Annotated in this window: 13 protein-coding genes; 2 read left to right on the top strand and 11 right to left on the bottom strand. The window is 40.2% G+C overall.

Annotation, left to right across the window (positions count from 1 at the left end; translation table 11 throughout):
• Positions 1-175 precede the first annotated feature (175 nt).
• The 10 genes from EGX73_RS10320 to arcA form a co-directional block, all read right to left on the bottom strand.
• Entirely contained in the window at positions 176-820 is a 645-nt protein-coding gene (locus EGX73_RS10320) for a V-type ATP synthase subunit D (protein WP_029487033.1), read from the bottom strand.
• On the bottom strand, positions 811-2,208 hold the full coding sequence (locus EGX73_RS10315; RefSeq protein ID WP_021151278.1) for a V-type ATP synthase subunit B: 1,398 nt from the start codon (positions 2,206-2,208) through the stop codon (positions 811-813). The genes EGX73_RS10320 and EGX73_RS10315 overlap by 10 nt, the downstream gene beginning before the upstream one ends.
• A complete protein-coding gene (locus EGX73_RS10310; RefSeq protein WP_123866928.1) occupies positions 2,208-3,983 on the bottom strand; it encodes a V-type ATP synthase subunit A in 1,776 nt (591 codons plus the stop codon). The genes EGX73_RS10315 and EGX73_RS10310 overlap by 1 nt, the downstream gene beginning before the upstream one ends.
• Positions 3,984-4,014: 31 nt before the next feature.
• Positions 4,015-4,311 (bottom strand): V-type ATP synthase subunit F, encoded by a 297-nt coding sequence (locus EGX73_RS10305; RefSeq protein WP_123866927.1) that lies wholly within the window; start codon positions 4,309-4,311, stop codon positions 4,015-4,017.
• A gap of 9 nt (positions 4,312-4,320) precedes the next feature.
• A complete protein-coding gene (locus tag EGX73_RS10300; RefSeq protein ID WP_005472138.1) occupies positions 4,321-5,322 on the bottom strand; it encodes a V-type ATP synthase subunit C in 1,002 nt (333 codons plus the stop codon).
• A gap of 12 nt (positions 5,323-5,334) precedes the next feature.
• Entirely contained in the window at positions 5,335-5,925 is a 591-nt protein-coding gene (locus EGX73_RS10295) for a V-type ATP synthase subunit E (protein WP_005472136.1), read from the bottom strand.
• A 13-nt stretch (positions 5,926-5,938) separates the two neighbouring features.
• Positions 5,939-6,412, bottom strand: a complete 474-nt coding sequence (locus EGX73_RS10290) for a V-type ATP synthase subunit K (RefSeq protein WP_003126765.1) — start codon at positions 6,410-6,412, stop codon at positions 5,939-5,941.
• Positions 6,396-8,390: a V-type ATP synthase subunit I gene (locus EGX73_RS10285; RefSeq protein ID WP_123866926.1), complete on the bottom strand. Its 1,995-nt coding sequence runs from the start codon at positions 8,388-8,390 to the stop codon at positions 6,396-6,398. The genes EGX73_RS10290 and EGX73_RS10285 overlap by 17 nt, the downstream gene beginning before the upstream one ends.
• On the bottom strand, positions 8,391-8,702 hold the full coding sequence (locus EGX73_RS10280) for a hypothetical protein (RefSeq protein WP_123866925.1): 312 nt from the start codon (positions 8,700-8,702) through the stop codon (positions 8,391-8,393).
• A gap of 370 nt (positions 8,703-9,072) precedes the next feature.
• Positions 9,073-10,296 (bottom strand): arginine deiminase, encoded by a 1,224-nt coding sequence (gene arcA, locus EGX73_RS10275; protein WP_123866924.1) that lies wholly within the window; start codon positions 10,294-10,296, stop codon positions 9,073-9,075.
• Between the two features lie 291 nt (positions 10,297-10,587).
• On the opposite strand from arcA, the gene EGX73_RS10270 reads away from it, so the two are divergent.
• Positions 10,588-12,591 carry a beta-galactosidase gene (locus EGX73_RS10270; protein ID WP_123866923.1) on the top strand — a complete coding sequence of 668 codons (2,004 nt, stop codon included), beginning with the start codon at positions 10,588-10,590 and terminating at the stop codon, positions 12,589-12,591.
• A 278-nt stretch (positions 12,592-12,869) separates the two neighbouring features.
• Here the strand turns inward: EGX73_RS10270 and EGX73_RS10265 are convergent, their stop codons facing one another.
• Positions 12,870-13,631, bottom strand: a complete 762-nt coding sequence (locus tag EGX73_RS10265; protein WP_005472124.1) for a (S)-acetoin forming diacetyl reductase — start codon at positions 13,629-13,631, stop codon at positions 12,870-12,872.
• Positions 13,632-13,915: 284 nt separating this feature from the next.
• Between EGX73_RS10265 and EGX73_RS10260 the strand changes: the two genes are divergently transcribed.
• A complete protein-coding gene (locus tag EGX73_RS10260; protein WP_123866709.1) occupies positions 13,916-15,211 on the top strand; it encodes an ISL3-like element ISEfa5 family transposase in 1,296 nt (431 codons plus the stop codon).
• Positions 15,212-15,319 lie beyond the last annotated feature (108 nt).

Here is a 15,319-nt window from a genome sequence, read left to right as displayed (position 1 = left end):
TTACAAACGAATAACACAAACACGGCAGCTATTTTCAGATTTATACTGAAAATAGCTGCCGTAAGCTTATGTTATTCCCAAAGAAAAAACAAACCAGTTTTACTGACTTCTCAACTAAAAAATCTTACTGTTTATGACAGAAAATAGTTGAAAAAAGGGTGAATTCTCATTGTGTCTAGCGCGTTTCATTTTCGGCAATGATATCCGTCACTTTCATCAAGCGTGTCAATGTTGCTCGTTCATCCTCTGCTAAGTTGCTCTCAATGTATTGGATGGTTTCTGTCAACTTCGGAATTGTCATGTATTCTAGTGCATTGACTCGCCGACGAGTCCGTTCGATTTCATTTGCCATCAGCTGACAAGTTTTTTCAATTTCAGCTAATTGCAGCATGACTGGCAAAATCTGATCCAGATGGGACAGAGAAAGATCCAACTCACTTGTCGTACTAACAAAACCATATGAAAAATCATCATCCGAACTTTCTTCTTCATAAACAGGATTGAGTACCGGTACCTCCATGTTCATCACCGTGCGGCTTTGAACATCTAACGTCACTTTGTTCAAAGGAATCATAAAAGCTTCTTGCAAGATCACATCAGGAATACTACTAGATGCCAAAACATACTCTTCCATTCCAGCTTGTAACGCTGATTCCATTTGTTGGCGCAATTTTTGATTTTTTTTGACTAACTGAATGAATTGGCGAACCAACTCATCTTGTTTATCTTTCAATAACTTATGCCCCCGAGTTGCCGTCGTCAAGCGTTTGCGAAGCCGACTCAATTCCATCCGAGTCGGATTGACATTCATTATTGCCATGAAGGATTCACATCCTCCCCAGTAGGAAGATAGGCTTCAATAAATTCTTCTTTGATTCGGCTCAATTCTTGCTTCGGTAATGTAGCGAGCAATTTCCAGCCAATGTCCAATGTTTCTTCAATCGTTCGGTTGGTATCAAATCCCTGATTTACGTATTCTTTTTCAAAAAGATCCGCAAAACGAGCAAATTTCTTATCAATATCTGAAAGTGCGGATTCCCCTAATACGATCGACAGTTCTTTGGCAGCCTTCCCATCAGAATATGCCGCGTAGATTTGGTTCATCGTCGCCGCATGATCCCGCCGAGTCTTGCCTTCTCCGGTTCCTTTATCTTTCAGTCGGGACAAACTAGGTAGAATATCCACTGGCGGATTGATGTTTCTCTTGTAAAGATCACGGGAAAGGATAATCTGTCCCTCCGTGATATAGCCGGTTAGATCGGGTATTGGGTGGGTCTTATCTCCATCCGGCATCGTCAAGATCGGAATTTGAGTGACGGATCCTTCTTTATCCATCAAACGTCCTGCCCGTTCATAAAGAGTCGCTAAGTTGGTGTACAAATAACCAGGGTAACCGCGTCTGCCAGGAACTTCTCGGCGAGCAGCTGAAATTTCCCGCAGCGCTTCACAATAGTTTGTCATGTCGGTCATGATAACTAATACATGCATTCCTTTTTCAAAAGCTAAGTACTCGGCTGCTGTTAATGCCATTTTCGGTGTAGCAATCCGCTCAATGGCTGGATCATTGGCTAAGTTCATGAACAATACCGAGCGATCCAATGCACCGGTTTTGCGAAACTCTTCTACAAAGAATTCAGCTTCTTCGAAAGGAATGCCGATCGCCGCAAAAACGATGGCAAAGTTACCTTCTTGACTTGGCACAGTCGCTTGACGGGCGATCTGTGCTGCAATTTCCTTATGAGGCAATCCTGACGCAGAAAAGATCGGCAGTTTTTGACCACGGACCAACGTATTCAAGTGATCGATCGTTGAGATCCCCGTTTGAATGAACTCATCTGGAAAATCTCTGGCCATTGGATTGATGGCTTCACCATTGACGTCAATTCGTTTTTCTGGAATGATCTGCGGTCCATCATCTTTAGGCTTACCTAGTCCATCAAAGACACGCCCCATCATATCTGGCGATACACCAAGCGTTAAACCCGTTCCTAAAAAGCGGGCTTTACTCTCTTCTGCACTCAGGTTACTAGTGCCTTCAAAAATCTGTACAACGGCATAATCATCGCTGACTTCTAAAACCTGCCCTTGACGAACCTCGCCACTGTCCATTCGCACTTGGACAAGTTCGTCAAATTTGACGCTTTTGACATTTTCTACCACCATCAAAGGACCAGCGATTTCCGAGACTGTTCGATATTCTTTTAGCATTAATGAATTCCTCCAGTCTCTACGATTTTTTGTAATAATGCTTTCGTGTCCTGTTTGATTGCATCTAAACGTGTTAGTTCTTCTTCAGGAATATATTTACTGCGGGCAATCCGTTCTCGCAGATCGATGGTACCTTTGGTTATGTCATCCAGATACGCCCCTAGCTGCAAGGCCCGTTTTGCTTGTTCATCAAAATATAAAATATTTTCTAGCATTTTAAATTGCTTATTTCTTGACGTATAGGTGTCCACGTCATCAAAAGCATTCTGCTGCAGATAATCTTGACGTAAAGAACGAGCCGTCATCATCGTCAAACGATCTTTCTGTGAGAGAGAATCCATTCCCACTAGCTGAACGATCTCTTCTAAGCGGCTTTCTTCTTGCAAGATCGCCATTGCTTCATTGACCATCTCCGACCAGCGAGGTCCCATCAACTGATCTAAATAAGAATTGATTTGATCTTCATACAAAGAATAGGAGTTCAGCCAATTAATAGAAGGAAAATGCCGCTTTTGTGCCAACATACTGTCTAATGCCCAGAAAACTTTCACGATCCGCAACGTGTTTTGAGTAACTGGTTCTGAGATATCCCCTCCAGCTGGCGAAACAGCACCAATAGCTGTAATACTGCCCTCTCGAGGCTCCGATCCCAACGAACGGAACCGACCAGCACGCTCATAGTATTCCGCGATCCGGCTGCCTAAATCGGCTGGATATCCTTCATCTCCAGGAATTTCTTGTAAACGACCGCTCATTTCTCGTAATGCTTCGGCCCATCGTGAAGTCGAATCTGCCATGATCGCTACACTGTATCCCATATCCCGATAATATTCAGCAATAGTGATTCCTGTATAGATCGAAGCTTCACGAGCTGCAACTGGCATATTTGAAGTATTGGCAATCAAAACGGTTCGTTCCATGATCGATTCACCCGTGTGAGGATCGATCAATTCTGGAAATTCATTGATAACATCTTTCATTTCATTGCCGCGTTCGCCACAACCAACATACACAACGATGTCGACATCCGACCATTTCGCGATTTGATGCTGAACAACGGTTTTTCCTGCACCAAAAGGTCCCGGCACAGCTGCCGATCCACCTTTAGCTACCGGAAAGAAGGTATCGATCACCCGTTGACCAGTGACTAATGGTTCACCCGGATTTAACTTTTCTGCAGTCGGTCTAGGCTTACGGACAGGCCATTTTTGCATCATAGTCAAGCGTTGTTCGCCTTCTGCCGTTTCTAAAAGACAAATCGGTTCAGTAATAGCATAATTACCTACCATGATTTCCTTTACAGTGCCTTTCACACCTGGCGGAACCATCACTTTGTGTTCAATGGCTGTTGTTTCTTGAACAAGTCCTAGAATGTCTCCAGCTTGTACGTTGTCCCTTACTTTTACTTGCGGCATGAACGTCCATTTTTTTTGACGATTTAGCGGGTCAATGGTCACACCCCGTTCCAAAAAATCACTCTCTGTTTGATTCATAAAGGTATCTAATGGACGTTGAATACCATCAAACATTTCTGTCAACAAGCCAGGGGCTAATTCAACCGATAACGGAGCCCCTGTTGATTCAACGGGTTCGCCCGGTCCAATTCCTGCTGTTTCTTCATATACTTGGATCGACACGAGACCTTTCTTGATCTCGATGATTTCTCCAATCAAGCCTTTTTCACTGACTTTACAGATTTCATGGATCTTAGCTCCTGATAAACCTGAGGCCGTGACCAAGGGACCAGATACTTTTTCTATTGTGCCAAATGCCACATGCATTCCTCCTAGTTGCCGTACTTCTCTTTTAAGAATCTAATATATTCATTCCAACAGCTTTCTCGACATTCTGCTGGATCCGTGCCATTCCGATCCCTAGACTCCCTGTACTGCTGGGGATGGGGATGATGGCTGGCGTGGGTAGTTCTTCGTATTGTCGAATGATTGACTCCAACTGTTCAATCAATCGCTCGGTCAAGAAGATCACCCCATAGTCTTCTGCCATTTCCTGCAGCTGTTGTGCGGCTTCTTCAAGATCATCTACAGGATAGATATCGATTCCTAGACCTTTGAAGGGCAAAATTGAGTTTTTGCCACCCATCATTGCTATTTTTTATTCATACGTATCACGCACCCGACTTCTTAATATCTCTTCCGGCACTTTATTGATTTTTCCAATCAAAATAATCCGTAAATTTTTACTTTCGATTTCTTTTGCGTACAAGTAACCGATCATCGCAGCTGGACCGAATGGCACGATTTTTTGTTCTTTCAATTTTCCCATCAAAAAGTTATCTTTTCGCAGATCAAACGTATTAAGGGTCTTCTTCTCAAGCAGTTCTTCATAGCTGTGATTGATCAAATGTTTGTAAGGTGTATTTTGCAGATACTGGACAAAAACTTCCAAAGACGTCGTGATTGCTTCCAACAGCTCTTTTGCAGGGAGAGTCCCATTATCTGCTAGAACAGCGCTGATAAAGCCTCGATGACGCTTCATGGCGTAACTACGTAGTGCTGTCGAAATATTAAAAATATCTACTTGCCGTTGAATGATTCCTTGTAAAAACGGATCATCATATCGCTTACCAATTGACCAAAGATGTTCCCAAAAATGATTGTCAAAAATGATATCTACGGATTGAATCTCATGATAATTTTCGATATAGGAAAATACTTCATCGATACAAGCAATCATTGGCTGCTCTGCGTGCGCACTTTTTCTTGTGTTGACCAAATCTTTCAATTCATTTAAAGGCATGGTTCCGATCGGTACCAAAAATTCAGAAAAGTCTTGTTTCATGAATTTAGCTTTTACTAACACCTTCAGATTTTGATAATCATAGCGAAGGGCAAAATAATCCACCACAGAACGATCAGGTGTTAGCTGATACAAGTTTTCATATACTCGTTTTAATTCTGCGGTCAATACTTGTTCAAAATCATGGACTCGATCTTCTTCATTGATAAAATCACCATAAACGGTTTCTCGCAAAAGAGCATAAACTTCTTCGGCACTGTTGGCAGAAAGCATACGTTCGTAACGGCTGCGACTGATCAATTCCGCTTCATAGGTTCGTATTCGTGTATTCAGCGTGTTGTATTTGATATCTTCCATTTTTACACCCGCTTACTGTTCAAAAATCAATTGCAGTAATGTATGACTCAACTCTTCTTTGCTGGCATCCAACAACGCATCAAACGTAAAGTTCAGCTCAATATCGCCTCGGCGCAGTAAAAATCCGCCTTTTCGCGGCAAAACTTGTTTTGCAACTGTTAGTCGACATTCAGGAATCGTTTGTTGAATCTCTTTCAATGAACCTTCTGTCAGCAGATGCGCACTTTTTTCTCCCAATACCAATTCAACTTCACCAAAAACCTGTGCTTCTTGTACTCCTTTTGTGACGAATGCTTGAAAATCAGCGGCTTCCATTTGGTTCAAGCGCTCAAGTGCCTCACTAAACAATTCTTCCAAAACGGATTGTTTCGCGGCAAGCACTTTATTGCGAGACTGAATGTGAATATCGGAAATCTGCAAATACATTTCTGCCCGTTTTTCTTTTTCAAATTGGGCCAAACGATCAGAAAGTTGTTCTTCTAGTTGAGAACGTTTGAGACGCTCCTGTTTTTCAATTTCTACTTGTGCATCATTAAGGACCAACTGATACTTCTTTTCAGCATCTGCTGTGATTTTTTCGGTTAATCGCGTAATATCAGACATCTTTCTCCCCCTCTTAATTTAAAACTAGCAAGAAGGAAATAACGAAACCTAAGATACAATACGTTTCCATCATCGCTACATAAATGATCCCTTTTGTTACGTGCTCCGGTTTCTTGGCTAAAATCTGCATAGCGGCACTTGCAGCACGTCCTTGCCATCTTCCGGCAACGATTGCTGTCAACGCAATAGGTAAAGAAGCGATAAATAGGTACATTCCTCTATCAAGGGAGATCGTTCCGCTCATTTGACCAAAAATCATGAATGATATAACGAAACCGTATAGTCCTTGGGTACTTGACAACAGTTCCAAGATCAAGGCCTGTCCAAATTTTTCTGGTTGCTCTGCAGTCAATCCTGCAGCGGCTTCACTGGTCATACCGACCCCGATCGTTGAACCGATCCCACCACAAATTGTCGCTGTAGCTACACCTAATGCGGCAAAAACCAACCCACCATTTTCATAAAAGAAACTAATCCAATTTTCCATTCTTTTCCTCCTGCATTTTCTCTTCTGAGATAACTTCTACGTATTTTTCATCGGTTTTGAAAGGTACAAATGCTCGTCCCCCACCGGTGAAAAATTTTCCGAAATATTCTAAATACTGTAAACGAATACCATGAACATACGCACTTAAATAGCTTAAAAAGATATTTAATGCATGCAGCGCCACAAAAAGCAAAATACCGACTGTGAAACGCGCAGTTATTGGTAAATAACTGATGATCAAATTGAATGCGGATGCGATACTGCCTCCTGCGACTCCTAATGCCATGAGTCGTGTGAAGCTGATCATATCCCCTACGTAATTCGTAACATCCATTAATCCATATAGTCCTGAGCCGATTTTACCAGCTAGTGTTTTGCCTTCTAAACTACCGCCAAATACAACTGCCCCTAAGCTAGCGATAATCATGATAAAACCAATGGTTTGTAAAGGCGAATCAGGCAACAGCAACATTCCTGCTGCCAATAGAACAACACTGATCAAAAAGACCATCCAAGATCCAGCCTGAAAAACAGCCTGTAGCTTCTGATCTTTTCGTTTCCAAAGGACATAAAACTTCAAAGCTAATCCAAACATGATTTGGATATATCCGAAAATGATCGACAAGACCAAAATCTGATTGACATCTTCTTGGGCTGATAACAATTGGAATGACAATTCAAAGCCAAAGAAATTACCATAAATCAAGCCCCAAATAATCGTGGGAATCGAACAAAGCTGAAACAGCGTCAAATTTTGTTCCAATCCTTTACTTAAATGAAAGAATTTTTTGCCCAAGAATGTTGCCAAAAACAGTAATAATCCATAGCCAAAATCTGCAACCATCATTCCAAATGCAACCATATAAAATGGCGCCATAAACGGTGTAGGATCTAATTCATCATACTGGGGCAAACTATACATCCGCACTAACCCTTCAAAGGGTTGTATCCACCGCGAATTATTCAACAAAATCGGAACATCCTCGATTTCTTGTTCTTTCACTTGTTGGTATTCAAGATAAAAAGCATCTTTGCTGGCCTGTTGGATCCTTTTCTCCAGTTCTGCTGCTTGCTCAACAGGGATCCAGCCTGAAATAGCTACGGCATGAGCCGAACGAAGCAACTTTTCATTACTCTGAGCTCGTTTGATCGCGCCATCTAAATACTCTGCTACGAGACGCAATTGTCCCTGCTCTTCGCTCATTGCACGTAAGGAGTGTTTGATTGATTTTTCTTCCTCAATCAATGCGTGGGATTTTTCTTTTACATGTTGCAGGTCATCTTTTGGCAGACCTGAATAGGGATAGGTATACTGCTCGAATGCAGTCTTTTTTAAAAGAGAACTTACTTTATCTTTAACATCTTTATGGAAAAGAACGAATAAGTATGTAGTCGTTTGTGATTGATAAACTGTTTCAAAATAAACGAGTGGCAGTTTTTCGCACCCCTTTGTGAAAGCCGCAAATTCTGAATTTGGGAGCGAACCTAATAGGCCACCTGATTTTTTTAATTCATTCAAAATCTGAGGACGGTCTTCAAAGTATTTCCATCTATTCAGTTCTGCTTCTTGAGCCAAAAGCTCTCGTTTTTCTTGTTCGATCAATCGTAAACGTTTGTCTTGTTTTCGAAGTGTTTGACAAACTTCTTGCCAAGGATAAGTATGAGCGGCTTGCGCTAATTCGTGAAGTGTGTAGCGCTTGATTGGTTGCCGAAGTTTTTCCAGCATTCCTTTTTTTGGAACATATTCCTCTAATAATTGCAGGCCCCAATTTACTTGATCAAATTGGTTTTCTACTTCTTCAGTCTGTTTCTGTTCATCACGAACGGGTGTTAACACGCCTGTGGTTTCCTCTGACTCGTAATACATTTCAGAAGAAAGCAATTCGACACCTTGAAAGTCTTGTAACTGCTGTAAAACGGCATCTTTTTGTTCGTAAAAGGTTAACAGGCTGAATTTTTGCATTTTTGCAATCGCCATCTATGTCACAACCTTATTTATTATTATTGCCAATGCTTGTTCTTTCAACTCAGCTGAAATCGTGCGCAATGTCTCAACTTCCTCTTTTGTTTTTGCCACAAGGGGTTGTTTTGATTGCTCAAATTCCGTTGCAACTTTTTCTTCAATCATTCGTTGTGCTTCACGTTCTTTTTGTACCAATTCTTTCTGGAATGCTGAAATTCTTGTTTGACTTTCATGGATCAGTTGTTTTTTTTTAGCTTCCGCTTTCGTGTTTTTTTGTTCTGCAAACTCTTCTGCTTCTTGCAGCAAACGAATGGCATCTACAGACATTCTCTCACCTACTTTCTACTTTTTTTCGCGAAAAAAAACCATTACGAATCAAGCGATCGCTGTTCGTATGGTGTTAAAATTTAATAAGTGTCATCTACTCACACTTACCCGCGTCACTAATATAACCGTAACATATATTTTGTAGTATAACAAGGTTTCATCTGTTTTTTTATAATCATTACATATAAAATTTAAATTTTTTGCACAATTTCACGAAAAGTAATCCCTTTCATTATAATGGAGGTTTTTTAATCAAATAAAAAAAAGATGAAAGAAAAATGACTTCCTCTCATCTTTTTTAAACGTTCTAATTTGTGATGCCACCTGTTTTTTGCTGATAAAAAAACACTTAAATCAGCTAGTCATTCTATCAATCAGCTGTACGAATAAACGGCATGCTCATGCAGCGGGGACCGCCACGGCCCCTTACTAATTCACTACCTGGAATTTGATGTAATTTAATACCGGCCTCTGCTAAAAGTTGGTTCGTAATAGTATTCCGGTCATAGACGATCACTTCGCCAGGCGCGATGGCTAATGTGTTTGATCCATCGTTCCATTGCTCTCTGGCAGCTGCCGTGATATCGTCGCCGCCACAACGAATCAACTCGACTGCCGGCAAGTCCAAATAACGGCATAAAATGTGATCTAACGTATCTTTTTCTTCAACTACTTTGATTTCTTGTCCTTGCTTTGTAATAGAGAACAAGGTTAGTTCACCTTCTATTTCAGGGTGAATCGTAAACTTGTCTTTATCAATCATGGTAAAGACTGTGTCCAGATGCATAAATTTCCGTTCAGAACCAACATCAAATGCTAAAATATGTTCAAATGACGGTTCCATTGAAAAAATGTTTTCAGCAATTTTTTCGATAGAGTGCACTTCTGTACGCTGAGAAATACCGATCGCTAATACATGCTGGGACAAAACAAGCTGATCCCCACCTTCGATACGTGCAGGTTCTTCTCGATCATACAAGAAATTGACCGATGGCTTGGCGAACTGCGGATGGTGCTTGAAAATGTACTGTCCATAAAGCGTTTCTCTTCGACGAGTTTCCGAAAACATCCGGTTAAGAGAAATGCTATGTCCTATAATAGCAAACGGATCTCTTGTAAAATAAAGGTTTGGCATCGGATCAATAATAAATGGATAATCATTTTCCCGCATTGCTGAGAAACTTGCAGTCTTCGATATGGAAAGATCCTGTTTTTTTAACCCCGCCATCGTTTGATCAATAAACGCTCGTTCGTCTTTAATCGAAAGAAAATAGTCTCTGACTTCATTTAATACATCTTGATCTTGAATTTTCGTCTCTTGCAAATAATCATCCAAGAAAGCTTCCTTACATCCTGAAAGCTGTAATGTTTCAGCAGCCAGGTCTTCTAAATAAACCACTTCACAGCCATTCTCCACTAAAACTTTTGCAAAAAAATCATGTTCTTGTTGGGCTTGTGCCAAAAATGGAATATCGTCAAACAACAAGTCTTCTAAATAATCCGGCATCAAGTTTTCAAGTTCTGCACCAGGACGATGGAGCATCACCCGTTTTAACGGTTCAATTTCTGAAAATATTTGTATAGGTTTTGACATATCCAACCATTCCTTTCGCTCATTTCAAAATGCTGAAGATGTGCATAAATATAAAAGAACATCTAATAATAATACAGCTTCATTAAGAATTGAGTGTTATCAATTATATTTAATTGTAGGTTGAAAATAAAAAAACAGCAAGTAATATGGTTCTCGTGTATTGAGATCGGTTTGAACATTTTACAGATATTTGTATTATTTCATGCACCTTTTTGCCAACGCTTTCAGCTTTTACTTTTTTTGTTATGATTGAAACAAATATGTCTTACTACGAGAAAGGAAGTTTAACAGATGGTTGATCAAAAACAAATTTATTACGGCGCAGATTACAATCCTGAACAGTGGTCACAAGAAACGATAAAGGAAGACATGCGCTTAATGAGAGAAGTTGGAGTCAATTATGTCAGCATCAATATTTTTGGTTGGGTAAACATTCAACCAAATGAATCAACATTTGATTTCACTTTTTTGGATTGGCTGATGGATCTCCTTTATGAAAACAATATTGCCATCGATTTAGCCAATGGAACAGCTTCGCCCCCTGCATGGTTAGTCAAAAAATATCCTGAAATGATGCCGATGACCATTCATGGCAATCGGTTGGTACATGGTTCTCGCCAGCACTATTGTCCGACCTCACCGATTTATCGGGAATATGCCCGCCGGCTCAGTGAAGCTGTTGCCAAACGATACAGCCAACATCCGGGAGTTGTGATGTGGCATATCAATAATGAATATACTTGTCACATCCATGAATGTTATTGCCCGAACTGTCGTGCCAGTTTCCAAAATTGGCTAGAAAAAAAATACCAAACAATTGAAGCATTGAATACGGCTTGGTCAACAAAATTTTGGAGCCAAACCTATCAAGAATGGGATGAGATTTTCCTACCAGAAGAAATGCCGACTTTTAAGAATCCTTGTCAACAGCTTGATTATCGTCGCTTCATTTCTGATATGAATCTGGAAATTTATCAGATCGAGAAAAAGGCAATTCAAACATTCTCGTCAAACATCCCATTCATGACGAATTTGATGGGTCTTCATAAATATGTCGATGGCTTCAAATGGGCTTCTGAAATGGATGTCGTTAGCTGGAATGCCTATCCTAATCCGTTTGAATCTCTGCCCTATCCCCAATTCTTAGCCAATGATCTCATGCGAAGTTTAAAAAAGAAACCTTTTTTGATCATGGAACAAGCCCCAAGTGCGGTCAACTGGCGCCAAGTAAACGGCGTCAAAAAACCCGGTCAAATGCGCTTATGGAGTTATGAGGCACTTGCTCATGGCTCCGATGGCATGATGTTCTTTCAATGGCGCCAATCACAAGGAGGGGCAGAGAAATTCCATAGTGCAATAGTCCCTCATGGTGATCCACACACAAGTCGCACCTTTCGAGAATGTGCTGCTCTGGGAAATGAATTAAAACAGTTGAATGGCATCGTTGGCAGCCGGTTTGTTGCCGATATTGCTATCGTATTTGATTGGGAAAATTGGTGGGCCCTTGAGCTAGATGCGAAGCCGAATGCCAATATTCGCTATATTCACCAAATGAGGGCGTTATATGCCGCTCTAAGAGCGTTGAACATTGCTGTTGATTTCATTCATCCATCTGAATCACTAGACGGCTATCCCCTTGTGATTGCGTATAATTTGTACTCTGCATCAGAAGAATTCGGCAATAAAGTCAAAGAATTTGTAGCAAATGGTGGAACATTCCTGACAAATTTCTTCAGCGGAATCGTCAACGAAAACGATCAAGTCTATCTTGGCGGCTATCCAGGACTTTTTAAAGAGGTATTAGGGATCATAGTTGAAGAATTTCAGCCTTTAAAACCGGAAATCCAGCAACAAGTGCATTTTAAAAATAAATTTTATGAAAATCGTCAGTGGGAAGAAGTGATCCACTTACAAGGTGCTACCCCACTGGCTACCTTCACGAGTGATTTCCTTAAAGATTCACCAGCTATCACTAAACATCGGTTTGGCAAAGGACTGGCTTATTATTTAGGAACCGAGTTAGACCAAGAAGGGTTGACCGACTTATTGAACGACATTTTTAGTGATGCAAAACTAAAAAAAGTTGCTGAGAGGTATTTGCAAGAAAACAGCGAGTTGTCTGTCACTGTTCGACAAGGACCAACCCATATCTTCTTATTCCTACTTAATCATACAAACGATTCACAACAAGTACAATTTCTATCGGAAGGTACAGCATTATTATCAAAAAGAAAAGTTTGTGAACTCACCCTCGCCCCCATGGAAGTTGAAATCATCAAATTTGCCAAGGGCTAAAGAATTGCTTTATCTTTTGTTCTATTCTTTGTGATAACTCCATTCTCAGACTTTTTCGATCGTTCCTTCGTATACAGATGAATGACCCGATTAGATAGATTCTAATCGGGTCATTCATTCGATGATTTGCATGAAACAGCAAATTACATAACTACTATCATTTAGTTTTTCTTACAGTAACAATTGAACAAGAAAATGCCACTATTTTGGTGAGTTTCAATCAACTGAAAACCTGCGGGACTATCCGAACGCCCAATCCTAGATCAACAACTTATTGATTACTGGAACTGCATTCCGCCATCCACAATGATTGTTTGTCCAGTTATATAGTTGGCATCATCACTGGCTAAAAATGAAACAACTGCCGAAACATCTTCGGGTTCAGATAAACGTTTCAATGCGATATCTTTACTAAAAGTTTGCATCCCCCATTCATCATCTTTACCAGCATTAGCACCTACTTGATGCGCAATATCCATCATCATCGGTGTTTTAACAATACCTGGTGCATAAGCATTTACAGTAATACCATAGTCAGCTAAATCTCGCGCAGCGATTTGGGTCATACCACGAACAGCGAACTTTGAGCTACTGTACAACATGAGATTAGGATTACCCACAACACCTGCCTGTGAACAAGCATTGATGATTTTTCCACCATGATTCAACTTTTGAAATGCTTCAGAAGCCGCTTGTGTTCCCCATAATACGCCCCCGGCATTCACGGAATAAACTTTTTCAAACTGTTCTGGAGTAATAGACTCTATCGGTGTAGTCGGTGCTACCCCAGCATTATTTACAATCACTGATAAGTCACCATAGACATCTATTACTTTATCAACTGCTGAAAAAATCTCATCCCGTTTCGAAACGTCTGCTTTGATAGCAATCGCATGTTCACCAAGCTCTTTCGCTGCCGCTCTTACAGAGTTTTCATTGTAATCCACCATTGCCACGTCAAAGCCGTCTTTGTACAAACGCTTAGCTATGGCAAAGCCAATACCTTGACCAGCACCGGTAACTAATGCAACTTTTTTCATTCATTCTCAGCTAGTGAAAATAAATACGCATTCTAGTAAATTTTCTAAAACAGTAATTCGCAACACTTTTTCTTTTTGCTGATAAAGATCAATCCTTTCAAAATTTAAGAAAGCACACATTTAAATAAAAAAAGCATCAACGTATTCCGGCTCTATAATTTATGGGACTGATGAATCAGAATTGATTCTTCAGCCCCATTTTTATTTTAGGTATTAAAAAACATATCGTTCTCTAGTATGATTAAATCACGACAAAATAAACAACTGAGAGGACGATATGCTATATGAATGATTCTATCAAAAAAATGCTGCGATTAATAGAGAAAGATTTGATGATTACAGAGGTCTCTTACGAGACCTTTCAGAAGAAAAAGACGTTGATCGTCGATGCTGTTTTCTCACCTGCTCCCCATACCTGTAGAAATTGTGGTTCTACTGTGGTAGATGGAAACGGGAAAGTAATTGTAGTGAAAAATGGGAAGAAGGAAACGATTGTCCGCTTTGAACAATACAATCACATGCCTTTGGTTATGCGCTTAAAAAAGCAGCGCTATACCTGTAAAAACTGTCGAACCCATTGGACGGCTCAAAGTTATTTTGTTCAACCCAGACATTCAATCGCGAATCATGTCAGATATAAAATTGCTTCTTTGCTGACTGAAAAAGTATCTTTATCTTTTATTGCGAAAAATTGTCAGGTATCTTTGACCACCGTTATTCGTACGTTGAAAGAGTTTAAAAGCTACTTACCAAAGCAATCTAAGAGGATTCTCCCCAGAGTATTGATGGTTGATGAATTTCGTTCGCACGCTTCCATAGAAGATAAAATGAGCTTTATTTGCGCAGATGGCGAAACAGGACAATTAATTGATGTCTTGCCTACGCGTAAATTGCCTCGATTAACAAGCTATTTCTTAGGCTGCACTAATCCTGAAGAAGTAAAATTTTTAGTCACAGACATGAACGCCGCCTACTTCCAGCTTACCAAACGTATTCTGCCAAATGCGAAAGTAGTGATTGATCGGTTTCATATTATCAAACACATGAATCAAGCCTTTAATGAGTTGCGTATCCGTGAAATGAATGAACTTCGTAAAGTAGGACAGAAAAGTCAGGCAGAAAAACTGAAAAAGAACTGGCGCTTTTTGCTAAAAAATCGTGCAAACATCAACCATTATGAATACAAAACATGGAAAAGTTTTCGATCACCAAAATACCCATTTCTTACGGAAGCGATGATGATTGATCGATTGCTTGGCTTTTCTACGTCCCTGAAGGAGGCGTATCCCTATTTTCATGAATTAGTTGAAGCCTTTCGAGACAAAGACCCTGACTTATTTTTCTCCTTATTGGCAGAACTTCCCGAAACGTTAGATGACGGCTTTCGGGAAAAGCTCCAAAACCTTCTGACCTATGAAGAAGGCATCACCAACGCGATGATCTATCCTTACACCAATGGAAAAATAGAAGCGAAGAATACCCATATAAAGACAATGAAACGAGTATCCTACGGATTTAAATCATTTGAGAACATGAGAATTAGAATCTTTTTGATCAATCAATTAATCAAAGTAAGATAACAAAAAATCTGAGCCAGAATGAGGTTCATTCTGACCCAGATTTGATTTTGTACAACCCATCAGTCCTTATTGACAAAGAGCCCGTATTCCTTACGTTGATGCTTCATT

The sequence above is a fragment of the Enterococcus sp. FDAARGOS_553 genome (genome assembly GCF_003812305.1).
GTDB classification, from domain to species: Bacteria; Bacillota; Bacilli; order Lactobacillales; family Enterococcaceae; genus Enterococcus_D; species Enterococcus_D gallinarum.
Note: the sequence above shows the minus strand (reverse complement) of the source record. Positions and strands in the feature narration are given on the sequence as shown.

What these genes read in the sequence shown, in the direction of transcription:
- EGX73_RS10320 (WP_029487033.1), bottom strand. Translation starts at nt 820, where the DNA reads ATGGCAATAATGAATGTCAATCCGACTCGGATGGAATTGAGTCGGCTT.
- EGX73_RS10315 (WP_021151278.1), bottom strand. Translation starts at nt 2,208, where the DNA reads ATGCTAAAAGAATATCGAACAGTCTCGGAAATCGCTGGTCCTTTGATG.
- EGX73_RS10305 (WP_123866927.1), bottom strand. Translation starts at nt 4,311, where the DNA reads ATGATGGGTGGCAAAAACTCAATTTTGCCCTTCAAAGGTCTAGGAATC.
- EGX73_RS10300 (WP_005472138.1), bottom strand. Translation starts at nt 5,322, where the DNA reads ATGGAAGATATCAAATACAACACGCTGAATACACGAATACGAACCTAT.
- EGX73_RS10295 (WP_005472136.1), bottom strand. Translation starts at nt 5,925, where the DNA reads ATGTCTGATATTACGCGATTAACCGAAAAAATCACAGCAGATGCTGAA.
- EGX73_RS10290 (WP_003126765.1), bottom strand. Translation starts at nt 6,412, where the DNA reads ATGGAAAATTGGATTAGTTTCTTTTATGAAAATGGTGGGTTGGTTTTT.
- EGX73_RS10285 (WP_123866926.1), bottom strand. Translation starts at nt 8,390, where the DNA reads ATGGCGATTGCAAAAATGCAAAAATTCAGCCTGTTAACCTTTTACGAA.
- EGX73_RS10280 (WP_123866925.1), bottom strand. Translation starts at nt 8,702, where the DNA reads ATGTCTGTAGATGCCATTCGTTTGCTGCAAGAAGCAGAAGAGTTTGCA.
- arcA (WP_123866924.1), bottom strand. Translation starts at nt 10,296, where the DNA reads ATGTCAAAACCTATACAAATATTTTCAGAAATTGAACCGTTAAAACGG.
- EGX73_RS10270 (WP_123866923.1), top strand. Translation starts at nt 10,588, where the DNA reads ATGGTTGATCAAAAACAAATTTATTACGGCGCAGATTACAATCCTGAA.
- EGX73_RS10265 (WP_005472124.1), bottom strand. Translation starts at nt 13,631, where the DNA reads ATGAAAAAAGTTGCATTAGTTACCGGTGCTGGTCAAGGTATTGGCTTT.
- EGX73_RS10260 (WP_123866709.1), top strand. Translation starts at nt 13,916, where the DNA reads ATGAATGATTCTATCAAAAAAATGCTGCGATTAATAGAGAAAGATTTG.